Origin of the sequence: Polaribacter aquimarinus (assembly GCF_003129485.1) — a bacterium.
In the GTDB taxonomy this organism is placed as follows: domain Bacteria; phylum Bacteroidota; class Bacteroidia; order Flavobacteriales; family Flavobacteriaceae; genus Polaribacter; species Polaribacter aquimarinus.
Genome location: NZ_QFFG01000002.1, coordinates 214,907 through 241,060, shown reverse-complemented (window position 1 = coordinate 241,060; position 26,154 = coordinate 214,907). Strand labels below are relative to the sequence as shown.

The 26,154-nt window shown below is 29.7% G+C and carries 18 protein-coding genes; 10 read left to right on the top strand and 8 right to left on the bottom strand.

What is annotated here, in order from left to right; genetic code table 11:
• The first annotated feature begins 11 nt into the window (after positions 1-11).
• The 6 genes from DIS07_RS04505 to DIS07_RS04480 all read left to right on the top strand — a co-directional run bounded on the left by DIS07_RS04505 (position 12) and on the right by DIS07_RS04480 (position 7,053).
• The gene (locus DIS07_RS04505) at positions 12-1,235 is read left to right on the top strand and encodes an FAD-dependent monooxygenase (protein WP_109404045.1); all 1,224 of its coding nucleotides are present in this window, start codon (positions 12-14) and stop codon (positions 1,233-1,235) included.
• A 54-nt stretch (positions 1,236-1,289) separates the two neighbouring features.
• Positions 1,290-4,694: an isoleucine--tRNA ligase gene (ileS, locus tag DIS07_RS04500; protein WP_109404044.1), complete on the top strand. Its 3,405-nt coding sequence runs from the start codon at positions 1,290-1,292 to the stop codon at positions 4,692-4,694.
• Between the two features lie 4 nt (positions 4,695-4,698).
• Positions 4,699-5,076, top strand: coding sequence for a TraR/DksA family transcriptional regulator (locus tag DIS07_RS04495; protein ID WP_109404043.1), 378 nt, complete (start codon positions 4,699-4,701; stop codon positions 5,074-5,076).
• Between the two features lie 45 nt (positions 5,077-5,121).
• Positions 5,122-5,769, top strand: a complete 648-nt coding sequence (locus tag DIS07_RS04490; protein WP_109404042.1) for a hypothetical protein — start codon at positions 5,122-5,124, stop codon at positions 5,767-5,769.
• 36 nt (positions 5,770-5,805) lie between these two features.
• Positions 5,806-6,423: a lipoprotein signal peptidase gene (locus DIS07_RS04485; RefSeq protein ID WP_109404041.1), complete on the top strand. Its 618-nt coding sequence runs from the start codon at positions 5,806-5,808 to the stop codon at positions 6,421-6,423.
• 159 nt (positions 6,424-6,582) lie between these two features.
• Entirely contained in the window at positions 6,583-7,053 is a 471-nt protein-coding gene (locus DIS07_RS04480; RefSeq protein ID WP_181374532.1) for a DUF4230 domain-containing protein, read from the top strand.
• 43 nt (positions 7,054-7,096) lie between these two features.
• On the opposite strand, the gene DIS07_RS15040 is transcribed toward DIS07_RS04480, so the two are convergent.
• The 6 genes from DIS07_RS15040 to DIS07_RS04450 form a co-directional block, all read right to left on the bottom strand.
• Complete coding sequence (locus DIS07_RS15040) at positions 7,097-7,267, bottom strand: hypothetical protein (RefSeq protein WP_181374531.1); 171 nt, start codon at positions 7,265-7,267, stop codon at positions 7,097-7,099.
• 26 nt (positions 7,268-7,293) lie between these two features.
• On the bottom strand, positions 7,294-9,540 hold the full coding sequence (locus DIS07_RS04475) for a T9SS type A sorting domain-containing protein (protein WP_109404039.1): 2,247 nt from the start codon (positions 9,538-9,540) through the stop codon (positions 7,294-7,296).
• 92 nt (positions 9,541-9,632) lie between these two features.
• Positions 9,633-10,217 carry a phage tail protein gene (locus DIS07_RS04470; RefSeq protein ID WP_109404038.1) on the bottom strand — a complete coding sequence of 195 codons (585 nt, stop codon included), beginning with the start codon at positions 10,215-10,217 and terminating at the stop codon, positions 9,633-9,635.
• A gap of 144 nt (positions 10,218-10,361) precedes the next feature.
• The gene (locus DIS07_RS04465) at positions 10,362-11,042 is read right to left on the bottom strand and encodes a response regulator transcription factor (RefSeq protein ID WP_109404037.1); all 681 of its coding nucleotides are present in this window, start codon (positions 11,040-11,042) and stop codon (positions 10,362-10,364) included.
• Position 11,043: 1 nt separating this feature from the next.
• Positions 11,044-11,847: a sensor histidine kinase gene (locus tag DIS07_RS04460; protein WP_109404036.1), complete on the bottom strand. Its 804-nt coding sequence runs from the start codon at positions 11,845-11,847 to the stop codon at positions 11,044-11,046.
• A gap of 767 nt (positions 11,848-12,614) precedes the next feature.
• The gene (locus tag DIS07_RS04450; protein WP_109404034.1) at positions 12,615-13,016 is read right to left on the bottom strand and encodes a hypothetical protein; all 402 of its coding nucleotides are present in this window, start codon (positions 13,014-13,016) and stop codon (positions 12,615-12,617) included.
• A 181-nt stretch (positions 13,017-13,197) separates the two neighbouring features.
• Between DIS07_RS04450 and uvrC the strand changes: the two genes are divergently transcribed.
• Positions 13,198-14,997, top strand: coding sequence for an excinuclease ABC subunit UvrC (gene uvrC / locus DIS07_RS04445; RefSeq protein WP_109404033.1), 1,800 nt, complete (start codon positions 13,198-13,200; stop codon positions 14,995-14,997).
• Positions 14,994-17,192 (top strand): patatin-like phospholipase family protein, encoded by a 2,199-nt coding sequence (locus tag DIS07_RS04440; RefSeq protein WP_109404032.1) that lies wholly within the window; start codon positions 14,994-14,996, stop codon positions 17,190-17,192. Before uvrC ends, DIS07_RS04440 begins: the two co-directional genes overlap by 4 nt.
• Before the next feature lie 56 nt (positions 17,193-17,248).
• Here the strand turns inward: DIS07_RS04440 and DIS07_RS04435 are convergent, their stop codons facing one another.
• Both DIS07_RS04435 and DIS07_RS04430 read right to left on the bottom strand, forming a co-directional pair.
• Positions 17,249-19,525, bottom strand: coding sequence for an inorganic phosphate transporter (locus DIS07_RS04435; protein WP_109404031.1), 2,277 nt, complete (start codon positions 19,523-19,525; stop codon positions 17,249-17,251).
• Between the two features lie 79 nt (positions 19,526-19,604).
• Entirely contained in the window at positions 19,605-20,825 is a 1,221-nt protein-coding gene (locus DIS07_RS04430; RefSeq protein ID WP_109404030.1) for a porin, read from the bottom strand.
• 338 nt (positions 20,826-21,163) lie between these two features.
• On the opposite strand from DIS07_RS04430, the gene DIS07_RS04425 reads away from it, so the two are divergent.
• Positions 21,164-23,986, top strand: a complete 2,823-nt coding sequence (locus DIS07_RS04425) for a TonB-dependent receptor (RefSeq protein ID WP_109404029.1) — start codon at positions 21,164-21,166, stop codon at positions 23,984-23,986.
• A gap of 130 nt (positions 23,987-24,116) precedes the next feature.
• The gene (locus DIS07_RS04420; RefSeq protein WP_109404028.1) at positions 24,117-26,114 is read left to right on the top strand and encodes a hypothetical protein; all 1,998 of its coding nucleotides are present in this window, start codon (positions 24,117-24,119) and stop codon (positions 26,112-26,114) included.
• The last annotated feature ends 40 nt before the right edge of the window (positions 26,115-26,154 follow it).

Here is a 26,154-nt window from a genome sequence, read left to right as displayed (position 1 = left end):
GCTCTAGTTTTATGAAAGAGAATGTATATGATGTTGTTGTAATTGGTGGTGGTCCTGCAGGTGGACAAACTGCAAGAGTATTATCTAAAAAAGGGATTAAAGTACTTCTAGTAGAAAAGTACGTTTCTTTTAAATTGAATAATTTTTCTAGTGCAGGTATGACTTTAGCTCCTTTAGAGGAATTTCAGCTACCAGAATCTGTAGTTGGTGCTTATTGGAAAGATCTTGTGATACAATGCACCAAAGACATTCATATTTGGAAAGGTGAAGTTAAAAAAGGCGTTGTTTTAAATTTCCAAAAATTACGAGAGTTTTTAGCTGAAGAAACTCTAAAAAACGGAGGTACAGTTTTAATGGGTTATAAATACCTTAGCAAAAAACTAATTGATAATCATGTAGAAATAACTTTACAAAATTCATCAAATAAAGAATTAAAGAAAGTAAAATCAAAAATTGTAGTTGATGCAACTGGTCCCTTAAGAAAGGTAATGTTTGATGCTAATGAACAACAACCAGAAATGATTTTAGGTAGTGGGACAGAATATGAGATTGAAGTGTCACAAGAAATATATGATAAATATAAAGATAAACTTCTTTTTTTTCTGGGACATAAATGGGCAATAAAAGGTTATTCTTGGATTTTTCCTATGGAAAATAGAATACTAAAAGTTGGTGCAGGTAAAACACATTTAAAATCATTAGATCAAGATAAAACAGATAAAACCACAAGAAGCATTACAGAAAAAATAATCTCTGAATATTTGCAAGCTAAAGATTATAAGATTGTAGATAAACATGGAGGTATTATTAGATATAGCAAAGGGTTAAAAGATATATTTTATAAAGATAAAGTTGTTGGTGTTGGTGATGCTATTTCTGCCATAAATCCAAGAGGAGGAGAAGGGATAAGATATGCTATGCAAAGTGGATCTTTAGCAGCAATATATATACAAGGTTATCTAGAAACTGGTAAAGATAACTTCAAAGAATATCGAAAAGTTTGGCTAAAACAAAAGTCAAAAAAATGGAAATTAAGTGAGTATTCTGCAGCAAGAATGTACAGCAAATATTCAGACGTTCAAATAGAAAATAGAATACGTTTTTTCCATAAAAATTTCTCTATTGATGATATGATTGATAGCCTTTTTAACTTTAAATATAATAACGTGTTGTTTAGAGCTTTACAATACAGTTATGTAAAGCTTATATATTTCTTTAAAAACGAAAAATTTTAAAACTCTTTTCGTTTAAAATTCTTAATTTCGCAATCTTATAAGAAAAGTGAGATAATGAAAGCGAAATTTCCTGAATATAAAGGACTTGACTTACCAAAAGTAGCAGAAGAAATTCTTAATTATTGGCAAGAAAATGACATCTTCGAAAAGAGTGTAACTTCAAGAGAAGGTGCTAAACCTTTTGTGTTTTTCGAAGGGCCACCATCTGCAAATGGTTTACCAGGTGTACACCATGTTTTGGCAAGGGCTATTAAAGATATTTTTCCGCGTTATAAAACTATGAAAGGATACCAAGTAAAGCGAAAAGCTGGTTGGGACACTCATGGTTTGCCAATAGAATTGGGTGTTGAGAAAGAATTAGGAATTACAAAAGAAGATATCGGAGTTAAAATTTCTGTTGAAGAATACAATGCAGCTTGTAGAAAAGCGGTAATGCGTTACACAGATATTTGGAACGATTTAACTCAAAAAATGGGTTATTGGGTAGATATGGATGATCCATATATTACCTATGAACCAAAATATATGGAGTCTGTTTGGTGGTTATTAAAACAGATTTATAACAAAGAGTTAATTTATAAAGGCTATACAATTCAACCTTATTCGCCAAAAGCAGGTACAGGTTTAAGTTCTCACGAATTAAATCAACCAGGAACCTATCAAGATGTTACGGATACTACAATAGTTGCTCAATTTAAAGTGATAGCAAATTCATTACCAGAATTTTTAAAGAAATACGATAACCTAAACTTTATTGCTTGGACAACTACACCTTGGACATTGCCAAGTAATACTGCATTAACTGTTGGGCCAAAGATTGACTATGCAGTGGTTGCAACTTACAATCAGTATACTTTTGAACCTGTTCATGTCATTTTGGCTAAAAATTTAATCGGGAAACAATTCTCTGGAAAGTATGCTGTAACAGAAGATTTAGAAGTTTTAAAAAACTATTCTAGAGATGATAAAAAAATTCCATATTTTATTTGTGATGAATGTAAAGGTGCAGATTTAGTTGGTATAAAATATGAGCAATTATTAGATTATGTTTTGCCAAATGATAATCCGAAAGATGCTTTTAGAGTAATTGCAGGAGATTTTGTAACCACAGAAGACGGAACTGGAATTGTACATACAGCACCAACTTTTGGAGCAGATGATGCTTTGGTTGCGAAACAAGCAATTCCAGAAATTCCTCCATTATTGGTAAAAGATGAGAACGATAATTTAGTTCCGTTAGTAGATTTACAAGGTAGGTTTAGACCAGAAGTAACTGATTTTGCAGGTAAATATGTTAAGAATGAATATTATGCTGATGGTGAAGTACCAGAAAAATCTGTAGACGTAGAAATTGCCATTAAACTAAAAATAGAAAATAAGGCTTTTAAAGTCGAAAAATACAAGCACAGTTATCCAAATTGTTGGAGAACCGATAAACCAATTTTATATTATCCTTTAGATTCTTGGTTCATCAAGGTAACAGATGTAAAAGATAGAATGCACGAGTTGAACAAAACCATTAATTGGAAACCAGAATCTACAGGAACTGGTCGTTTTGGAAATTGGTTGGCAAATGCAAATGATTGGAATTTATCGAGATCTCGTTACTGGGGGATTCCATTACCAATTTGGAGAACAGAAGATGGTAAAGAACAAATTTGCATTGGCTCTGTGTCAGAATTAAAGGAAGAAATGGCAAAAGCCGTTAAAGCTGGTGTTTTGAAAGCTGATATTTTTGCTGATTTTGAAGTTGGAAATAATGCTGACGAAAACTATGCAAAAATAGATTTGCATAAAAATATTGTTGATGAAATTACTTTAGTTTCAGCATCAGGAAAACCTATGAAACGAGAATCTGACTTAATTGATGTTTGGTTCGATTCTGGTTCTATGCCTTATGCCCAGTGGCATTATCCTTTTGAAAACAGAGAAAAAATAGATGGAAATACCTCATATCCTGCAGATTTTATCGCAGAAGGAGTAGATCAAACAAGAGGCTGGTTTTATACGTTGCATGCAATCTCTACTATGGTTTTTGACTCTGTTGCTTATAAAAATGTAGTATCTAACGGATTGGTACTAGATAAAAACGGACAGAAAATGTCTAAACGTCTTGGAAATGCAGTAGATCCTTTTGAAACTCTTGGGAAATACGGCGCAGATGCAACTCGTTGGTATATGATATCAAATGCAAATCCTTGGGACAATTTAAAGTTCGATTTAGAAGGAATTGAAGAAGTAAAACGTAAGTTTTTTGGTACACTCTACAATACCTATTCTTTCTTCTCTTTGTACACAAATATCGATGGTTTTTCTTATGATGAAGCTGATATACCTTTAGAAGAAAGACCAGAACTAGACAGATGGATTTTATCAGAATTACACACTTTAATCAATAAAGTTGATAAATTCTATGCAGATTACGAACCAACTAGAGCAGCAAGAGCTATATCAGATTTTACACAAGAATATTTAAGCAATTGGTATGTGCGTTTAAGTAGAAGACGTTTTTGGAAAGGAGATTATCAAACAGACAAAATTTCTGCATATCAAACATTGTATACTTGTATGTTAACTATTGCTAAGTTAGCATCACCAATTGCGCCATTTTTTATGGACAGATTATATCAAGATTTAAACTCTGTTACTAGTAAAGAATCTTCAGAAAGTATACATTTAGCTGAATTCCCTGTTTTTAATGAAAGTTTAGTTGATAAGAGTTTAGAGCGAAAAATGGAAAATGCTCAGATTATTTCTTCTTTAGTTTTATCACTTAGAGCAAAAGAAAAAATAAAAGTACGTCAACCTCTGCAAAAAATTATGATTCCTGTTGATAGTGAACAACAAAAAGAAGAGATTTTAGCGGTGTCAAACTTAATTAAACACGAAGTAAACATTAAAGAAATTCAAATTTTAGAGGATGCTTCAGATATTTTAATTAAGCAAATTAAACCTAACTTTAAAGCTTTAGGCCCTAAATTTGGAAAAGAGATGCGTTTTGTGGCTGGTGAGGTTCAGAAATTTACACAAGAAGATATTAACAAAATAGAAAAAGAAGGTGAAATTTCTATTGAAATTAATGGAAAAAATATTATTTTAGAACGCGCAGATGTAGAAATATCATCGAAAGATATCGAAGGTTGGTTAGTTGCCAATGAAGGCTTGTTAACGGTAGCTTTAGATGTTACAATAACTGAAGATTTACGTAAGGAAGGAATTGCTAGAGAATTGGTAAATAGAATTCAAAACGCACGTAAAGACTCTGGTTTGGAAGTAACAGATAGAATTAAACTTACAGTCTTAAACTATCAAAACTTACAACAATCTATCTCAGATAATAAAGGCTACATTATGAGTGAAACATTAACCAAAGATTTGGTTTTTGTAGATGAATTAAAAAATGGTATAGATATTGAATTCGACGCCATTAAGAGTAGAATATTAATAGAAAAAATGTAAGATTATGTCAGATATTAAAGTAAAATATACAGGAGAAGACTTACAAGAGTTTAAAGAAATCATCAACAAAAAAATAGCTAGAGCTCAAGAAGACTTAGCATTGTTAAAAGCAGCATATAAAAATGATGCAGATAATGGTACAGATGATACTTTATCATCTTTTAAATCTTTTGATGAAGGTTCTGAAGTAATGAACAAAGAAAAAAATGTACAATTAGCTATTCGTCAAGAAAAGTTTATTAGAGATTTAAAGAATGCCTTATTACGAATTGAAAACGGAACTTATGGTGTTTGTAGAGTTACAGGTAAATTAATTCAGAAAGAACGTTTAAGATTGGTTCCTCATGCGACTTTAAGTATTGAGGCCAAAAGGAAACAATAACTATTAAAATTATTAGAAGCTTCTTTTTTAAGAAGCTTTTTTTTTATGAGAATCATCTTATATTTATTGCTGTTTTTTTCAACTACGTTTGTTTTTTCTCAAAAAAAAGTTACAAAGAAGTTAGAAACTTCTGCAATTAAAATTAATATTTATACTATTGGGTTAGATGATATTATTTTAGAAAAATCAGAATCTAATTTTGTAGAGGTGTTTTTATATGCCGAAAACTACGATGAACAATTGATTAAAATTTTAGATAATAATAAGAATCTAGATATAAAGTTTTCTTTTGAAGGGTATGAAACTAGAGAGGTGATTTTTAGAAAATTTATCACAAAAAGATTACAAAGAGCTAATGTTGTTGTAAAAATACCTGTTGGAAAAGAAGTGTATATTTATGGAGAAAACGTTGATATTGAATCAAAAAATTTAAAGAATAATTTAGCGATATATATTGAAAACGGAATTATAAAACTTAATAAGATACAAGCAAATACACTTATAAAACTCTATTCAGGTAATGTTTATGGAGTTATAAATAGTAATATTGATGTAACTTCTAATCTTGGAAAAATTGAAGTTGATGGTATTTCATATAAAAAAAAATATCAAAGAATTTCTAAAAAAAAGAGAACAGATCTCTACATAAAAAGCATTAAAGCTAATATTTTCTTAACTACCAAAAAAACATAATAATATTACTATTTTTGTGTGTATAAATAAAAAACAATGTCAAAAAAAAACCTTGCCATATTCACTATTTTAATAGCGATTATTTTAGATCAAGTTATTAAAATATATGTAAAAACTCATTTTGTATTAGGCGAAGAAGTTGTTATTTTCGATTGGTTTAGAATTCATTTTACCGAAAACAATGGTATGGCAATGGGTTTTGAATTTGGTGGAAAAGGAGGTAAATTGTTTTTAACGTTATTTAGATTAGTAGCAGTAACCGCACTTGTATATTGGTTATCTCAGAATATAAAAAGGAAAGTACACAATGCCGTCATTGTTGCAATATCTTTAATTTTTTCAGGAGCTGTTGGTAATATTATTGACTCTGTTTTTTATGGTGTTATTTTTAATCACCCAAAACACAGTGTAGCTACTCTTTTTCCAGAAACAACCAACGGAAAGTTGTTTTTTGGTAAGGTGGTAGATATGTTTTATTTTCCTTTATGGAAAGGTACACTTCCAGAATGGATTCCTTTTATAGGGGGAGAATTTTATACTTTCTTTCAGTATATTTTTAATCCAGCAGATGCTTTTATTACTGTCGGAGTTGTTATCCTTTTTCTTTTTAACAAACAAGCTTTTCCTAAAGAAGAAAAAGTAATCGAAGAATAATCTTTTAGTATCTTTAAAGAAAGTTTTATTATGAGTCGCTTTCTTAAATATCTTTTCGTTTTTTTTATTGGCTTTTTTATTGCCAAAACTTTTTTTTGTAAAAAAGAGAAGAATCATAAAAAAGAAGAAATACAAGTCGTAGTAAACTCCATAAAAAAAATGAGTAAACTGATTGTTTCCAGAGGAAGCTTTTCTGAAATTTATAATTATTCAGATTCTAAAAAATATTTTTACGATTATATTTCTTTTGATAAAAGAGCCATAGTAACAGTAAATGCAGAAGTAGAAATTGGTTATGATTTATCAAAATTAGAAATCCAGATAGATTCTTTGCATAAAAAAATTATTATAAATAAAATTCCTGAAGAAGAAATTGTGATTTCTCCAAAAGTAAAATATTATGATTTGCAACAGAGTAATTTTAACACTTTTTCTAAAGAGGAGCTAAATAAAATCAATCAAAATAGTATTGATAAAATTAGAAAAACAATTGCGCTTACTGATTTAAAAAAGAAAGCAAAAACTCGATTCTTTGAGGAAATATCTAAAATATATCAACTTTCGGTAATTTATAATTGGCAAGTTGTAGATAAAACCAATTCAGATTTTCTTCACAGTTTAAAAGAATAAAAAAAAGGAAGTTAATAATAAATTTAACTTCCTTTTTTTATTCTTAATCAAAACCAGCTCCAGGATCTTCAGGACTGGCAGCTTGTGCTTTTTGAGGATTTAGTATGAGGTAAGTTCCTAAAGCAGTTAATGCTGCATATTTACCATAATTTCCAATCTTTTTAATTGCTTCTTTACGAGTAATGTCTTGAGTGTTTTTTGTGTCTTTTGCCATGATGTATGTCTTTTAAAATCTCGTTATTATTCTAAAACTATTTTCTTGTTCAGCTTTCCAGAATCCCACTGAATCTTAACTAGATAAACACCTTTCGATAAATTAAGAAGCGCAAAATCTTTAACACCATTAGAGGTAAAAGAAGTTTTTAATACTTGTTTTCCTAAAATATTAAAAATAGAAACTTCTGCTTTTTCTTGATTTAAACCTGTAATTCTTAAAGTAGTATTGTTTAATTTATAAACACTCACGTTTTCTAAAGATTCATTTTTATCAATACTTAAAGAACTTTCTGTAGTATGTAAATAAAATCTTCCTATTCCGTTTTGAGCATTAGCCAAAGTAATTTTATAGTTACTGTTGGCTTCATCTAAACGAGTAAAAGTATTCGTTTCTCTATCTTCTAAAAATACTTTCATATTAGTTGCAAAATTATCTGCGTCTATTGAAAAAGTAATTTCTTTACCTGCATTGGCATTAACTCCTATAGGCACAACCATATTATGGTAATTGTTGTTAGGTAAAGCTTGTTTCATAAAATCTATACCTTCACTATCACTTAGTAAATGTGTATATATATTAAAACTAGTAGATTGCCCTGTAAAAGTACCAACGTCAAACCTTGGGTCTAAGCCTGTTGTTTTACCTTCCAAATAGTTTATTTCTGTATTCTTAGTATTTTTGCCATCATTCAAAGATAAAGTGATTTTAGGGTTTGAAGATTTATAGAAAGTAACTCCATTTTGATCACTTTGCATAACTTTTGTAAATGTAACAGAAGTAGATAGTGCATTAGAATTTACAAAGAATCCTTGTCCAGGGTGAATTTGGCCAGTAGCCAATGGAACATAAGCACTAGTAGTTGCATTCCAAACATACACATTTTCATGAGTATTTGTTAGAGGTGTTGCATTTACAGATAAAAAAGTAGCAATATTGATGTGAGCAGGACTAGGATTACCAATTAGAGTCCATCTGTTTTCATTAGCTCCACCAATATCATTTGCAGAAATATTTTTATTTACTGGATAAGGAGGAAAAGTACCTGCAAAAGTATAATCTCCAGCACCAGTTCTTTTCATAGAATATCCAGTTCCAGAACCAAATGTTGTTGCACCTGCATTATTTTGATAATAAACCCAATCTCCATCAGCATCACTTGTATTAATATATGTGGCAACAGCCTCATTATTACCTGCACCACTGGTGTTAATTCCATTAGCATCATTCCAAGTATCATCATATTGTTCATTAACAACCGGAGAAGAAATTAAATGCCAATTTGTATCAGCTACACTAACTTTATATATAAATTCTCCATTTACTGTTGCTGAACCATCTATTATTATAGAGCCTCCACTATTAACTGTTAAAGATGAACTTGCATCTATGGTTAAATTATTTGCTACAGCTCCTGTACTAGAACTAATAATGGGTTTATTTGTAACATTAGGTATTCTAATATGGTCTGATGCAATTGGTACAGTTTCATAACCCCAGTTACTAGCAGTTGCCCAATTAGTATTGGTAGTACCAAAAAACTTGTTTGGTAAGGCACTTCCTTTAAATGCCGTTTTAACCCCTGTTGGCCATGTAAAAGTACCTGTAGTAATTGATGCTGCATTGTTTATCATAGTTGCACAGTTAACAAGTGTACCATTACAATCTGTAGAACCATTATAAAAACCTAAACTAGATGTTACTCTAGCAGTAATACCATCTGTTAAGTCAGAACCACCGTTAGAAAGTTTAGTACCCGTTAAAACTGCAGTTTCAGTTCCGTTAATAGCACTTGTTTCTCCCCAAAAAGCTAAAAAAACGGTAGGCGCTCTTTTTGCACCAATGTACGCGTATAATTGGTCACCAGCAGCTAAATTAAAACCTGAATCTATTTCATTTACTTGCCCAATATTTGCAATACCTGTAGTGCCATTATTATTTGCAAAGTTGACTTGTATTACAGTTCCTGCACCTAAAGTTTTACCTGTATTATTAGTCCACTCACTTACCCCTTCTCCAGTAGGAGAGCTAAAAGCAGCACCAGTCCAATCATCATCATCAAAAAATATTTTTGTTCCAGCCAAACAATCATCAAGCAAAACAAAAGCATAATCAGATTGAGATGGTGTAACAATTTTATTCATCGCAATTATTGCAATATCTCCCATAGCATCTATAGTGCCGTTGTTGTTTTGGGAAAAATTTATTTGAAAAACAAATAAGAAGAAGCATGTAGCTAAAGTACATTTTTTTAAAAAAGTAGTTTTTTTCATAATTTTTTATTTTATTCTCAAAATTATACAATATGCGTATAAAAAAAACAGGTATAATTACCTGTTTTTAAAATAAAGTATATTTTACTTTTTTAACTTCTTGGTGGGAATAAACCTTGTAAGCAGATAATGTAATTAATACCTAATGAAGGTTGAATATTGCTAAAAGAATTTCCGGATCCAGTCATAGAAGCTGTTGCTGTAGCAGAAACATTAACAGGAATACTTTGTCCACCATATTTCTGACCTGGACTAGCTTCACTAGAATAGTTATCTGCTCCAGTATTAGCTAATATCCCAGCGGCGGGGTTAGCTTCATCTGCGCTTCCATCTTCATTGTTAACAGGTATATCTATTGTCCCTGCAGTCTCACTTACAGATATAATATGATTGTGAGGAGGTAAGTTATTAGTAGATAAAGTTGTAAAATCATTTCCTAGCATTTGACCTTGGCGTATAGGTGTTATTCCTGGGCCGTTCCCTGCTCCTATAGGAGCTCTCCCACGTAAATCTGGCAAACCAAAAGTGGTTCTACCATCTCCACCATAAGTTGTTCCTAAAATTGAAAATAAAGCCGTGTTTTGGTTTATAGCTAATAATTGACCATGACAAAATGCCCAATTTCTTGGTGCAAAGTTTCCTGCAAAAATCTTAACGATTCCTATGTACTCATCCATAATATATATTTTTTTATTGGTTAAACATATTCAAATGTACAATCAATAATAAAGCTATTATAGAGCGCAAATTCTTAAAAATTAAAAAGGGTATAAATACGAGTTGTACAAGTATTTATACCCAAAGGAAGTAACAATTAGTTGTTATAGGTTGAAATCTGGAGTAATTTCTATTAATTTTTTTTGGATACCGTAAATAACCAAACCAGCTACATTTTTAGATTGGGTTTTTAATAATAAGTTATTTCTATGACCTTCTACTGTTCTTGGACTAATAAAAAGTTTATCTGCTATTTCTACAGTAGTATATTGTTCGCAAATTAATTCCAATACATCAATTTCTCTTTTAGAAAGAAGTTTTTTGTCTAAATCGCTTTTTATTCTTTTTCCACTAGAGGAAATGATGTTTTCATGAATAATTTTTAAGACTTTTTCATCATAATAGAAACCCTTTTCGAATACCTCATTAACAGTATGAATTACCATTTTGGGGCTTGTATTTTTTAATAAGTAGGATGATGCACCAACATCAATCATATTAGTGATAAAAGACTTTCCATCGTAACTGGTTAATGCAATTATTTTAATATCAGGATGAGTTTTATGAATAATTTTTGTGGCTTCAACACCATTTACTTCTGGCATTTTTAAATCCATGAGAATTACATCAGGAAATTCATTTGTAGAGGTTATAAAATCAATTAATTCTTGTCCGTTTCCGGCCTCAAAAATTACATTAAAGTTAGCTTCTCTTTCTAATAAAAAGCGAATTCCTTTTCTAAATAACTGCTCGTCATCTGCAATGGCAATATTAATTGTTTTCATACTAAGAGGGGTTTATGATGGTGATTATTATTTTAAAACCTTTGTCTTTTTGACTTTTTATTTGATAGTTTCCATTTAAAAGTGATACCCTACTTTCAATATTTTTCATTCCTAAACCTTTTTGATGGTCTAAGTTATTTTGATTAAATCCTTTACCATTATCTATATAAGTAAACCGTAAATTCTTATTTATAATTTCAATATTTATAGAACTGTTTTTGGCTTTACCATGCCTTATAGAATTATTAATGAGCTCTTGTACTATTCTAAACATATGCAACTCACTTTGAGATGATAAAAAATCTTTAGGATAATTTAAGATGTATTCAATTTTAATTTTTCTACTATTATTAAAAGAGTCTGCTAATTCTTCTAAAGCATCTTTTAATCCAAATTTGTCTAAGATTGGAGGTAATAAGTTATGTGCAATTTTACGAGCACTTTCTAAAGTTTTGTCTGTTGCTTCTAGTATAGTGTCATTTACTAAAAGGTATTCTTCTGGTTTTAACTCACCATCCTTTAAAAGATTAGCATTTAAATTAATTACGTTTAGCTTAGAACTAATATCATCATGTAAATCTTGCGCAATTCGTTTGCGTTCCTTTTCTTGTGTAACAATTATCGATGATATCATTTCTCTTTGATGGGTAATCTCTAATGATTTCTTTTCCAATTCTTTTTCTACTATTTTTTTTCTTGATAAAAAGAAAAAAATCAACAATGCAGAACCCATTAAAAGAAGCATTAAAACACCAATAAGAACAACTTGTATCACTTGATTTTCATTAGAAAATATTTCTTCCATTAGGGGTTTGGCTATTTAAAGTAACCACGAAGTTAAGAAAAAATATTTTTAAATAAAGGTAAGTATTTGTGAAGTAAAATTTTTACTTGATTTAAAAATCAGGTATTTATACTTGATTTCAATTCTGATGATTCTTTCTTTCTAAAATTTTTATACCATTCTAGAAACACTAAGATTTGATATATTATGTAAAGAATACTATTCACTTTCCAAACAAATAGTTTAATGGGTCTTAATTCTAAATTTCCTAAACCAATATTGCCTAACGTAAATAGTAATGTACTGGATAGTAGATAAACAAAAAAACCAGAATTAAAATAAATAAAAGAACGACTTGTTTTAATTTCTATTCTTTGGGTAAAAAACAGAAAACTATAAACTAATAGAGGTACCGATGTTATGGATATTTCAAAAACATTCCACTTAAAATAATCTTTGGGATAAAGACTGTAATACCCGATTAATAAAATAATGACTAAGATTAAGATGTTTTTTATGAATGAAATTAGCTTTTTTCCTTTTAAGACTTTAGCATAAAAACTACTTAAAAGGATAAATTGACCAATAAAATAAAAATGAGAAAGATATAAATTTCTTTCCTTCAAGTGCGATAAATAAGTTGAGTAAAGTTGAATAACTAAGCATAAACACAAGTAATAGAATATTATTTTAAAAACTACCGAATTTTTTCGATAGCTTTTAAAATATAAAATTGTATTTATAAAAAGAATAAAATATCCTATATAAATAATTGATCTATCCAAATATTAATCATTTAAAGGGCTCTTAGGATCACATACTTCTGGACATGGATCTGTAAAATCATAAATACCTCCCCCTTCTGGGTCTAGTACATCTGCATCTTCAGAAGATAATGTTAACATATCTTTTCCATTTTTATCAACACCAACAATCATAAGTTTTTCAATAAAAACATTTTCTCCTTCAATTTTTAACTTTTCTACACCTATGTATGCTCTTACGCTTTCCACTCCATCTTCTTGTAAAACTTCAATCAAATCTTTTTTAGGAATGTTGAAAGCTCTACACTCAAAATATTTGTTGTAAGAAGCTTCATCATCTCTCCATTCTTTAGCCCATTTTTTTGCTGTTTTTAAACTAATTGTATTTCTTTTATTAGGTTTTGGCCCTTTGCTTGGTTCTCCCATAATGTTTTAGTAAATTTTTGTTAATATTTAAGTTTGGTTAGACTCTAAAAATATAGAAAATAGATTAACTGGAGTATTAATAGCAATAAAATTATCTAAAAACAGGGGTTTTTACTTAAATCTTAATTTATTAAAATAGGTGTTTTCCTTTAGATAATGTTTTTAATTGTATTTTCGTTAGATGTCATCTAGTCTAGAAATACAATTAAAAACATTACCAAATTCTCCAGGAGTTTATCAATATTTTGATAAGAATGACAAAATTATCTATGTAGGTAAAGCTAAAAACTTAAAAAAAAGAGTTGCTTCTTATTTTACAAAAAATCATGAAAATGGAAAAACAAAAGTTTTAGTAAAGAAGATTGCAAAGATTAAACATATAGTTGTTAATACTGAAACTGATGCTTTATTATTAGAAAATAATCTGATAAAAAAATACAAACCACGCTATAACGTTTTATTAAAAGACGATAAAAGTTACCCTTGGATTTGTATAAAAAAAGAACGTTTTCCTAGAATTTTTATGACACGAAGAGTCATTAAAGATGGGTCAGAGTATTTTGGACCTTATACTTCTGTAAGAACAGTAAAAGTATTACTAGATTTGATAAAGGAACTCTATCCTTTACGGACTTGTAATTACGATTTGAGTCAAAAAAATATCAATGAACGTAAATATAAAGTTTGCTTAGAATATCATTTAAAGAATTGTAAAGGAGCTTGTGAAGCTTTAGAAACAGAAGTAAATTACAATAACTCTATCAAGGAAATTAGAAATATCATCAAAGGAAATTTTAAAGAGAGTCTAGAAAGATTTCAAAAAATGATGTTGAATTTTGCTGAGAAAATGGAGTTTGAAGAAGCTCAAAAAATAAAGGAAAAACTCGATTTATTAAGCAACTATCAATCAAAATCAACAATTATAAATCCATCAATAAATAATGTAGATGTATTCTCTATTATTTCTGATGAAACTCATGGATATGTTAATTTTTTAAAGATTTCAAACGGTTCAATTATTCAATCTCATACCACAGAAATTAAGAAAAAATTAGAAGAGATAGATAAAGAATTGTTAGAGTTATTTATTGTAGAAATTAGACAACGTTTTAATTCTCAATCACCAGAAATTTATGTTCCTTTTAAAGTAGATTTGGGTGAAAGTATAAAAGTTACTATTCCAAAGTTAGGAGATAAAAAACGGATTGTAGAACTATCAGAAAGAAATGCAAAATACTATAGACAAGAGCAATTTAAACAGATTAAAATTGTTGATCCGGATAGACATGTAAAAAGAATAATGACGCAAATGAAAAAAGATTTGCGTTTAAAAGAAGAACCAAGGCATATTGAGTGTTTTGATAATTCTAATATTCAAGGTACAAATCCTGTGGCAGCCTGTGTGGTTTTTAGAGATGGAAAACCTAGTAAAAAAGAATACAGGCATTATAATATCAAAACTGTTGTTGGTCCAGATGATTTTGCTTCTATGGAAGAGGTGGTATACAGAAGATATAAGCGCTTGCTTGCTGAAGGAGAGTCTTTACCACAATTAATAATAATTGATGGAGGAAAAGGACAATTATCATCAGCTTTAAAAAGTTTAGATATTTTAGGTTTAAGAGGAAAAATTGCGATAATAGGAATTGCAAAACGTTTGGAAGAAATTTACTATCCGGACGATCCAATACCTTTATATTTAGATAAAAAATCTGAAACTTTAAAGATAACTCAGTATTTAAGAAATGAAGCACATCGATTTGGAATTACATTTCATAGAAACAAAAGAAGTAAAAGTGCTATTCAAAGCGAGTTAGAACAAATTCCAGATATTGGTAAACAAACAATTACAACTTTATTACGTAAATTTAAATCGGCAAAAAGAGTTAAAGAAGCTTCTTTTAAAGATTTAAAGGAGGTTATCGGTAATTCTAGAGCTATAAAAGTGTATCAATATTATCATCCTCAAAAAAAAGAATGAAAAAGTTTTTAGTAACACTCTATTTACTCTCTTCAGTTGTTTTTTTTAGTCAAGAAAAACAACCAAAAATTGGATTGGTTTTAAGTGGAGGTGGTGCTAAAGGGTTTGCTCACGTTGGTATTCTTAAAGAAATTGATAGAGCAGGTATTCAATTAGATTACATAGGTGGTACTAGTATGGGGGCTATAGTTGGCGGCTTATATGCAGCTGGTTATTCTGCTAATCAAATAGAAGAAATTATACTTAAAAATGACTTTATCTCTATTTTAAGAGATAGATTGCCCAGAAACTCAGAACCTTTTTTTGAGAAAGAATATGGAGAAAAAACAGCAATTACATTACCAGTAAAAAATGGTACAATTGGGTTGCCCAAAGGAGTTTCTAAGGGGCAAAATGTATTGAATTTATTGCTTGAGTTGTTAGATCAATATAATAAAATTAAAGATTTTTCTAAATTACCTATCCCGTTTTATTGTATTGCTACAGATGTAGAAACAGGCGGGCAAGTGTTATTAGAAAAAGGTTCTCTACCTTTAGCTTTAAGAGCAAGTGGTTCTTTTCCTACTTTATTAAATCCTGTTTTACTAAATAACAAAATGTTAGTAGATGGAGGTATTGCAAATAATTTTCCTGTAGGAGTTATGAAATCTAAAGGGGTAGATATAATAATTGGTGTTGATGTAGAAGGAAGGTTGTTTGAAAAAGAAAAATTAAACTCTGTTATTTCTATTATGAATCAGATTATTAGTTATCAAATGTATCATAAAAGTGACGAAGAAAAAAAGAAACTAGATATTTATATTCATCCAGATGTTTTTAAATATAATGTTGTAGATTTTGATAAAAAACAAGGTATTCTGCAAAAAGGAATTGAAGCAGGTGTTAAATATAGAAAAGTTTTTAAAGAATTAGCAGACAAACAAAAGCATAAAAAGAAAATATTAAAAATTGAACCTGATAACAAAAAATATAAGATTTCTGAGATAGGTACTACAGGCTCTAAATACTATACAAGAGCATATGTTCTAGGAAAATTAAAAATTAGACCTGGAGATAGTTTAACTAGAAAAGAAATTTCTAAAAGAATTTATTTACTTTCTGCCACAAAAAATTATGATAGAATAGAGTATTCTTTGGTAAAAAAAGACAATAAAAATTACAAACTAGATTTTGTAGTAAAAGAAAATGAAGATTATGCAAACTTAAAATTAGGTGTGCATTACGATTTATTATATAAATCGAGTGTTTTGGCCAACTATAATCAAAAACATTTATTAGTAAATAATGATTTGTTTTCGTTAGGCTTAATTTTAGGTGATAACTTAAGGTATAATCTTAACTATTTTGTTGATAATGGATTTTACATTAGTTATGGATTTAGGTCGAGATACAATCATTTTAGAGCCAATTCTAAATTTAAACCAATTATTTCTCAGTACCCCCCTATAAGTAGTATCAATTTAAAATATACAGATTTTACAAATCAAATATTTTTTCAAACCACATTTAATAGAAAATTTGCTCTAGGTGGTGGGTTAGAACAAAAATATATAGATGCAACCACAGAAACAGTTCTAACGAATAATGTAGAAACTACTTTCGATGATAGTAATTATTATAATGTATTCGGGTATGTAAAATTAGATACTTATGATAAAAAATACTTTGAAACTAAAGGGTATTTTGCCGATTTGAATTTTAAATGGTATCTAGCTTCTTCAGATTACAATAATAATTTTAAAAGTTTCGCTCAAGCCAAAGGTACGTTGGGTTTTGCAACTACTTTTTGGGATAAATTAACGTTTAAACTAACAAATGAAGCGGGTTTTACATTAACAGATACGGCATCTGAAGTATTCGATTTTTACCTTGGTGGATATAACCAAAACTATATTAACACCTTTATTTCTCTTTATGGTTATGATTTCGGTGAGCTTTCTGGCAAGTCTTTTGTAAAATCTGAGTTTAATTTTAGATATCGATTTGCAGAGAAGCATTACACCAGTTTTATTGCTAATTATGCTCGAATAGAGGGGAATGTTTTTAGAGATATAGATCTTTTTAAAGATGTAAAATCTGGGTATGCAATTGGGTATAGTTACAATTCTTTTATAGGGCCATTAGAAATAAAATATAGTTGGTCTCCTGATATAAAACAGAGTTTTTGGCTGTTTAATTTAGGGTATTGGTTTTAAAGATTAAAAAAAAAGCCATGAATTTAATTCATGGCTTTTTTTAAGATATTTTAATATTATTTATCATCAGAAACATTTATTGTTGCAGGTTCAATTGAACCGTCAAAAGAATTATGATACTCTTCTAAAAGATTCATTGTAGCATCAAGCAAATCTTTTGTTTCCAGGAGAATACCAAAGTGTAAAGTAGTATTTTTTGGACTTGATTCTTCGCTACGAGTACGATCAATTTGTTTTTCGATTTTAATATTTAATAAGTCAAAAACTTCTTTCTTTTCATTTAAGATAGCTCCAATTTTTTCAAACGATTCAGATTTAAAAGCATTTTCTATATCACTAAATAAAAGCTCTAATTTGTCATCAATAACTTTAAGTTCATTAATTTGACTTGATTTTAATTTTTTGTGATTGTTATTAATATGTTTATAACTTATCTTAGAAATATACTCTAACGACTGAGACATATCTTGCAAATGTCCAAGTATATTAATATAAAACCCACTTGCATTTAAACTAGATGCATCAAGATTTTTAATGAAATATGTAATGTTATCTCTTAAATCATCGATTTCATTAGTAAGTTTTACTACTTGATTTTTACTCTTTTTTAGTAGTGAGATATCTTCTTTTGCTAAACCAACAATAGAATTAGAATAGATTCTATTAGTACGTTTAACAACTTTAGCAATATTACTAGCGCTCTCAAGAATAACACCTTGTACAGAGCTACTTTCAGCTTCACTTAAACTATCTTCATCTTCTATTTTTGTTGATTTTATTTTATGAGATTTATAGTTTCTATATAATAAAATAGAAGTTAATAGAAGTAATATTGGTATAATAACGCTTGGGTTAAAATTGATAAGGAAGACTACAATACCAGCAGCCATAAATGCTCCAATTGCGGTTCCAAACCATCCACCAATAACATTTAAGACACCTGCAACTCTATAAACAGCACTCTCCCTACCCCAAGCTCTATCTGCTAAAGAAGTACCCATTGCTACCATAAACGTTACATAAGTTGTAGATAAAGGTAGTTTCATTGAGGTTGCAATTGCTATTAAAACACCAGCAACCATTAAATTTACAGAAGCACGAATCATATCAAATGCAGGTGCATTAATACTTTGTGACTTTGTCATTGTATAATTTGGTTTTTCAAAACTCTTTTCAATTTTTTTCGAAATTGAAGAAGGTATAATTGCGGAAAAGTAAGCAGATAATTGAGATGTACCTTTAACGATAGATCTAGAAATTAAATTTGGTTCGAATTTTTCATGAGTTTCACCTTGACGAGAAAGACTTATTTCGGTTTCAGCTACAGTTTTTGCTTTTTTAGAAAACCATAAAGTCAACACCATAATAGTACCTGCAATAAATAGTAAAAAAGGTTCAGCTGGTACTTTTTTCTCTAAAACAGCCATAGACATTGTGGTATCCATTCCACCTGCAACCCAAGCTTCATAAGAATGATAAGCAGCCATAGGAACACCAATAAAGTTTACTAAATCATTCCCTGAAAAAGCTAATGCTAATCCAAAAGTTCCAATAGCTATAACAACTAATAAAACGGTTTTTTTAGTTGTTTTCTCAAATATGTAAGAAAACAATGTCCAGAAAAGAAAACTACCAGCAATAATAAAAATTTCGTTCCCTTCTAAAAGACTTTTTAAATTTTTATAATATGGAGTTCCTTTTAATCCTTTAAGAAAGATAAAGTATGTAATAGCAGTTAAAGCTACACCTCCAAAAATAACCCCAAAGGTTTTTACATTTTTCTCATAGTTAAAAGTAAATATAAGTCTAGATACCCATTGTACAATTGCTCCCACTGAAAAGGCAATAACTACGGATAATAAAATACCTGAAATAATCTCTATAGCCTTAGCGGTATTGATATAAGAAGCTAAATCTGCAATAGTTTCAGAATCTGAGTGGCTAATCTTTATTAAAGACATCACTACGGCAGCTCCTAATAAGTTAAAAACAATAGAAACTGTAGTTGATGTAGGTAGACCAAGTGTATTGAAAAAGTCTAATAATAATATATCTGTTATCATTACAGCCATAAAAATTAGCATAATTTCACCAAACTCAAATTGAGCAGGAACAAAAATTCCTTTTCTAGCAACCTCCATCATTCCGCTAGAAAACACAGCACCAATAAAAATACCTAAACTAGCTACAATCATAATTGTCCTTAAAGAAAGAGCTTTAGAACCAATTGCAGAGTTTAAAAAGTTAATAGCATCATTACTAACGCCTACAATAATATCCGCTACAGCTAATACTGTAATGGCAATTAATATGAGTAAATAAATATTATCCATAATTTAGTTAAAATTTAGTTTTGCAAATTTACAAACATAAAAATACGTTAATGTTACCTTTGTGTTATATTAATATATATTAAAAATGAATATCTACTTGAAATCTATATAATAATTGATTGGTTTTAAAACCAATGTCAGTGTAGCTTACATCTGTCTGTACTTTTAATTTATGACCGACTATATATTTAGATAAACCTAAAGTATATTGATTTTCGGCTCCTTTACCTGTAATACTTTTATCTAAAGAAATATTAGTATAACGTGCTGAAACTTCAACGGTTTTAGAAAGTAAATAACCTGTTTGTAAATTTAAACCATTACCAACTTGCACTTCATCACCAGTTAAAGAACCATCAGAGTTTTTTGCAAAAGGATCAGCAGCATCTCTACTTGCATATTCTGCCATAAAAGAAAATCCTTTATGTTTATACATTGCATCTATATAAAATGTAGAAATATTGGTTGTGTAAAACTCAGCGCTAGAACCTGCAGACGTTCCATTGATAAACATGTAAGAACCTTGGTTACTTCTTGTTTTAGAAGCGTTATTATTATAGTCATAATTAAATGCAAGTGATAATTTTGGGTTTTCCTCAAATTTTAAATCACTTCCTTTATAATCTCCTTTTCCAGAAAAATCACCAAAAGGGAATAATTCTATTCTTGCTGTGTATTGATGTCCACCAACATTTCCTCTAGTAATATTTCTACCTTCACCTTGTGAAATTGCATAAATATGTTTTACTAAAAAATTATCAGAGAGTTTAAACTTGTGTCTTAATTGTACACCAATATCACGATCGATAGTAAATCTACTATTTAATAAAGAACGATCTACCATTTGTAAATCTCCAGAAGAAATAACACGTTCTCTATTTCCAGGAAGTTTAGTTTGTCCAATCCATATTACCCAATTACCAGAAAAATTCCATTTTAAAACGGCATCTAAAATATGTCTAGGAGAATTGTGTGTAAAATAAGACCCACCAGATTCATCTCTATTTGATAAACCTAACTCTAGTTTGTATTTTAATTTTGGTGAAAAAGCCCAACCATCAAATTTTAAACGAGACCTTCTTATTAACATATTACTAGAAGGATTTGAAAGCCCATTGTTTACATCCCAACCTGCAGTTGCAAGTGTTTGAAATCTTAGACCAACTTTCATTGTCCAAGTACTGTCTTTCCCTATTAAGTTAAATAAACCTTTTCCAAATTTTGGAGTATTTGTTTCTTGAGCATTAATACTCATAAAAACGACCATACTTAAAGTTATAAGTAATGATTTTAATTTCATAATTATTAGTTTTTGTCGCTGCAAATAACCAACAACTATGTTAAGTTAATGTTAATGTAATATTATTATAATAAAAAAAAGCTGCCTTGATCAAAAGCAGCTTGTCATAATAAACTAGTTGACAAAAACTAATAATTTTATGATGACTAAATCTTAAAAGATGTAGTGCAAATATGATGTCGTTATTTAAAATTAATGTTTTCTCTAAATTAAAAAACTGTTAAGAATTCTTTTCGATTTAACCTTTATTTAATGTTTCTCTAATGTAATCATAATTTACAACTAACACAGAATTTACAAAACAGACAGACTTTTGCGGCAGTAAATTAAACACTAAAATGAAAAAATTTTTATTTATTACTTTTCTAGCTTTAAGTCAATTTGTTATTGCTCAAAGTAAAGGTACATTAAAAGGTTTGTTAACAGATAAAGAAACGAATAACGACCCTCTTCCTTTTGCAAATGTTCTTATTAAAGGAACAACGATTGGAGCAACAACAGATTTTGATGGGAAATATTCTATAAATGTTCCTGAAGGTACACATATACTACAATTTAGTTTTTTAGGATATAAAACTATTGAGAAAACTTTTACAATCAAGGCAGGTGAAACAATTACTATAAACCAAGTAATGTCTGCTGAAGAAGGTGTTTCTTTAGATGAAATTGTGGTAAAATCATCATCAAGTAAAGAAAAAGAAACTGCATTACTTTTAGAACAAAAGAAATCTGTAGTAATTAAAGAAAGTATTGGAGCACAAAGATTAAGTAAAATAGGTGTTTCTAATGCAGCAAATGCAACTACTAAAATATCTGGTGTAACAAGAAGTGAGGGAACTGGTAACATATACATTAGAGGTTTAGGGGATAGGTATTTATCTACAACGATGAATGGTCTACCAATACCTTCTGATAATGTAGATAATAAGAACATTAATTTAAATTTATTTTCTACTAACGTGATTAAAAACGTTGGAATTAGTAAAACATATTCTACAGAAAGTTATGCAGACCAAGGTTCTGGAAATGTCGATGTAAACTCTAAGGAATTTACAAAAAATCAATACTCTATTTCTATTTCTGGAGGATCAAATTCTAACGTTTTAGGGGTTATGGATAGTTTTAGAAGAACTATAGTTAGTAATGATGCAACTCTTGGATTTCATCAAAAGAAATATGCCTTACAAAACCTAATTACATATCAAGGTTGGGATACAGAAACGCAATCTACTCCAGTAAATTATAGTGGTTCATTTTCTATTGGAAAGAAATTTGAGCTTTTTGGAAAAGATGTTTCTATTTTTGCTACAGGAGCTCACTCAAGATCTTTTCAGTATCAAGAAGGAGTTTTTAGAGCGTTTAGATCAAATGTTTTGGATAAAGCTTTTCCAGATATTACTAGACCAATCAATATAAATAAAGGCGTAGACCCTAATGAAAATGATGTAGAGAACTTTATTACAAATACAAATACAACTGGATACGTAAATGTAAAAATAAAGTTGAATGATAATAATGAAATCAAATACAATACATTGTTTGTAAATAGATCTGAAGACAATCTATACGAACAAGGTAGAAAAGGATTTGGTTATGTATTTGACCAAGACCCGCAAGAAGATGGAGCTTTTGTTAGAGATCAAAACTTTAAACAAACTACAATGTTTGTAAATCAGATTATGGGTAAACATAATTGGAGTGAAAACAATACTTTAAATTGGGCAGCTGGCTATAACTTTGTTTTAGCAGAAGAACCAAATAGAATAAGAAATGAGGTTAATATTTTAGATATTACTACGGCACCGACAATACAATATGCTCACGTAGGAGATTTTCAACAAAGAAAAACAAGTCAAAAAATTCAAGATACAGAATACAATGCCTTTGTTAAGAATACACTAGACTTAGGGGCTACAAATGAAGATGATAACAAACCTTATGCATTACATTATGGTGCCAACTTTAGATATAAAGAAAGAACTTTTAAATCTTTATTTGTTGGAGTAAAAGCAAAAGATTTTACAGCACCTTCTATAGATGATTTATCATCAACTTTTACGTCAACCGGATTTAATAATGGATTGATTTTAAGAACATCACCAGCAGATCGATTTGAAGCAGATTTAACGATTATGGCAGGTTTTGTAGATTTCGACTTTGATTTAGGCAATAAATTATCTGGAAATTTAGGTTTACGTTTTGAGAAAAATGAAATAAATGCAATTTGGGATGTTGCCAATTATATTGATTTTGCTAATAATGGGCGTCCAAGATTAGGAACCCTTAAGAGAAATTATGAGAGCTTATATCCAAGTGTAAATTTAAAATATGAAGTTGCTGAAAATCAATTTTTACGTTTAGCATCTAGTGTAACACAAACTTTGCCTGAGTTTAAAGAATTATCTCCATTTGAGTATGTATCTCCAACAGGTCGTGTTACAAGAGGTAATCCAGATTTAGAAAGATCAGAAATTTATAATTTTGATTTAAAATGGGAAATGTTTCCAGAAAGTGGTCAACTATTCTCTGCAACAGGTTTTTATAAAGAAATTATAAATCCAATAAATTTAGCACAAACTAGAGGTTCATCAGGATATTTCTATTATGCAAATACAGGAGATAAAGGAACTGTTTTAGGTTTTGAATTAGAAGCAAGAACAGATGTCATTAAGAATGAAGATGATAAAGGAATCTTAAACTTTACAGGTAATGTTACCAAAATGTGGTTAGAGCAAGATTTATTAAAAGATTTTCAATACAAAAATGTTACAACTTCTAGCTTACAAGGAGCTTCCGATTTTATTGTCAATGGAGCACTAAGTTATAGCAACCATAAAGAAAAAGAATTTGTTGCAACACTAACGGGTAATTATTCTTCAGATAAAATATTTGCTTTAGGATCTCCAGAAGATTTTAATAATAGTGCAGTTTTATATAATGATGAAATTATAGAAAAAGGATTTGTAACTTTAGATTTAGTTTTAAGTAAACAACTTTCAGAAAAGTTAAAAATAAAATTAGTAGGAAGAAATATTATCAACCCAGAGATTAGACAAACTCAATTGGTAAGAAGTTTAGTTACTAATATTGAAACTAATGAAACTGTGCTCTCGTATAAAAAAGGAAGTCAGTTTACTTTAAGTGTTAACTATACTTTTTAACGCTTAACGATTCCTTAACAAAATAGGAAAAACCTTAAAAAACCTAACATACTATTAATATTTAGATAAAGAATATTAAATACTATGTTAGGTTCTTTGCATAAAATTAATAACCATATTAAACTTAATAATGAAAAAATCAGTTTTTAAAATTTTAAATATTGTAGCATTTTCTTTAGCTACTTTAACACTAACAAATTGTGGTAGTGATGAGCCAGGAATCATCATAGAAGAACCAAAATCTGAGGTTTTACAAAATCTTGCCGCTGGGGTAATGAACGGGAATTTAAATGAAAGCTTTACTTTAAATTCTAATACAGTATACAATTTAAATGGGTCGTTTATAGTAGAATCTGGAGCAACATTAACTATTCCTGCTGGAACTAGAATACAAGCTTTAAACGGCGGAACAAGTGTTTACATTGCGGTTTTAAAAGGAGGTAAAATAGATATTCAAGGTACATCATCTGCTCCAGTATTTATGTCTTCTGCCTCAGGGAATCCTGGAGATTGGGGAGGTTTAACAATTTGTGGTGAAGCAACAACTACAGCTGGTGTTGATGCACAAGCAGAAGTAGGTGGTTTTATTTATGGAGGAACTAATGATGCTGACAATTCTGGATCAATCAATTACTTAGTAATTAAAGGAACGGGAGCACAAATTAATGCAGATTCTCAATACAATGGAGTTTCTTTATATGCAGTAGGTTCTGGTACAACTATAAACAATGTAGCTGTAATTAATGGTTCTGATGATGGCATAGAATTTTTTGGAGGAACTGTTTCTGCAACTAATTTATACTTAGAAAATTGTGAAGATGATTCTATAGATTGGACTGAGGGGTGGAGTGGTACAGTAGATAATACTCATATTTCACATACTATTTCTGGATTTTCAACTGCTTTTGAAGGTGACAAAGACAATAAAAACCCTAAATTCAATAATGTAACTGCAGTTTCTACTGTTGGTGGTACCGCTTTGCAATTTAAAAAACAATCTGGGGCTACTATCACTGGTTTATCATTAACAGGATATGATACTTCAATTGATATGAAAGATGGTGGTGCACTAACCAATGTAATTATTGATGGTGTAGCAGCTAACCCAGCATTAAGCTATACAAACCCAGCTACTGTGCAAGCTTCTAGTTTTGCATGGGTAAATTCAAGCGTATCTATATCAACATCGATTTTACAAGGTACAGTTTCTGGTAAAGTAACTCTTGATGCTTCTGTAAAATACAAATTAAACTCTTCTTATATTGTTCAATCTGGTGGAGAATTGGTAATTCCTGCTGGAACAAAAATTGAAGCGAGAAATGGTGGAACTGGCGTTTACATTGCTGTATTAAAAGGAGGTAAGATAGATATTCAGGGCACAGCTGTAAATCCAGTAGTAATTTCTTCTCCTGCTGAAAAAGCTGGAGATTGGGGAGGGTTAACAATCTGTGGTGATGCTACTACAACTGCTGGTATTGACGCACAAGCTGAAGTAGGTGGGTTCATCTATGGAGGAAATAAAGATGACGATAACTCAGGTTCAATTAAATACTTAGTTATTAAAGGAACTGGAGCTCAAATTAATGCAGATTCTCAATATAATGGAATTTCTTTTTATGCAGTAGGTTCAGGAACTACAATTGAAAATATCTCAGTAATTAATGGTGCTGATGATGGTGTCGAATTCTTTGGAGGTACAGTTTCTGCTACAAATATTTATTTAGAAAATAACGAAGATGATTCTGTGGACTGGACAGAAGGATGGAATGGTACTTTAACAAATACTTACATTTCACATACAGTTTCTGGTTTCTCAACTGGTTTTGAAGGTGATAAGGATAATAAGAATCCTAAGTTTAACAACTTAACATTAAAATCTACAGTTGGTGGAACTGCGTTACAGTTCAAAAAACAATCTGGAGGTTCTATTACTAACTTGAATTTATCTGGTTATACAGTAGATTTAGATATGAAAGATGGCGGAGCAATATCTAATGTTAAAATTGATGGAAGTGATGCAAATGCTACTTTAATATCTGGAGAAACAAGTAAATATACTTTAAACTCAGGAAAAAGTGCTACAGCAATTGATATTTCTGGATGGACTTGGATTAACGCAGGTTTGTAATCTATAATAGATAAATTATTAAAAATAAGAAAAGCAGGCT

Coding starts and splice junctions, on each gene's coding strand:
- DIS07_RS04470 (WP_109404038.1), bottom strand. CDS start 10,217: ATGGATGAGTACATAGGAATCGTTAAGATTTTTGCAGGAAACTTTGCA.
- DIS07_RS04490 (WP_109404042.1), top strand. CDS start 5,122: ATGAGAATCATCTTATATTTATTGCTGTTTTTTTCAACTACGTTTGTT.
- DIS07_RS04460 (WP_109404036.1), bottom strand. CDS start 11,847: ATGGAAGAAATATTTTCTAATGAAAATCAAGTGATACAAGTTGTTCTT.
- ileS (WP_109404044.1), top strand. CDS start 1,290: ATGAAAGCGAAATTTCCTGAATATAAAGGACTTGACTTACCAAAAGTA.
- DIS07_RS04440 (WP_109404032.1), top strand. CDS start 14,994: ATGAAAAAGTTTTTAGTAACACTCTATTTACTCTCTTCAGTTGTTTTT.
- DIS07_RS04480 (WP_181374532.1), top strand. CDS start 6,583: ATGAGTAAACTGATTGTTTCCAGAGGAAGCTTTTCTGAAATTTATAAT.
- DIS07_RS04450 (WP_109404034.1), bottom strand. CDS start 13,016: ATGGGAGAACCAAGCAAAGGGCCAAAACCTAATAAAAGAAATACAATT.
- DIS07_RS04495 (WP_109404043.1), top strand. CDS start 4,699: ATGTCAGATATTAAAGTAAAATATACAGGAGAAGACTTACAAGAGTTT.
- uvrC (WP_109404033.1), top strand. CDS start 13,198: ATGTCATCTAGTCTAGAAATACAATTAAAAACATTACCAAATTCTCCA.
- DIS07_RS04420 (WP_109404028.1), top strand. CDS start 24,117: ATGAAAAAATCAGTTTTTAAAATTTTAAATATTGTAGCATTTTCTTTA.
- DIS07_RS04475 (WP_109404039.1), bottom strand. CDS start 9,540: ATGAAAAAAACTACTTTTTTAAAAAAATGTACTTTAGCTACATGCTTC.
- DIS07_RS04485 (WP_109404041.1), top strand. CDS start 5,806: ATGTCAAAAAAAAACCTTGCCATATTCACTATTTTAATAGCGATTATT.
- DIS07_RS04425 (WP_109404029.1), top strand. CDS start 21,164: ATGAAAAAATTTTTATTTATTACTTTTCTAGCTTTAAGTCAATTTGTT.
- DIS07_RS04465 (WP_109404037.1), bottom strand. CDS start 11,042: ATGAAAACAATTAATATTGCCATTGCAGATGACGAGCAGTTATTTAGA.
- DIS07_RS15040 (WP_181374531.1), bottom strand. CDS start 7,267: ATGGCAAAAGACACAAAAAACACTCAAGACATTACTCGTAAAGAAGCA.
- DIS07_RS04430 (WP_109404030.1), bottom strand. CDS start 20,825: ATGAAATTAAAATCATTACTTATAACTTTAAGTATGGTCGTTTTTATG.
- DIS07_RS04435 (WP_109404031.1), bottom strand. CDS start 19,525: ATGGATAATATTTATTTACTCATATTAATTGCCATTACAGTATTAGCT.
- DIS07_RS04505 (WP_109404045.1), top strand. CDS start 12: ATGAAAGAGAATGTATATGATGTTGTTGTAATTGGTGGTGGTCCTGCA.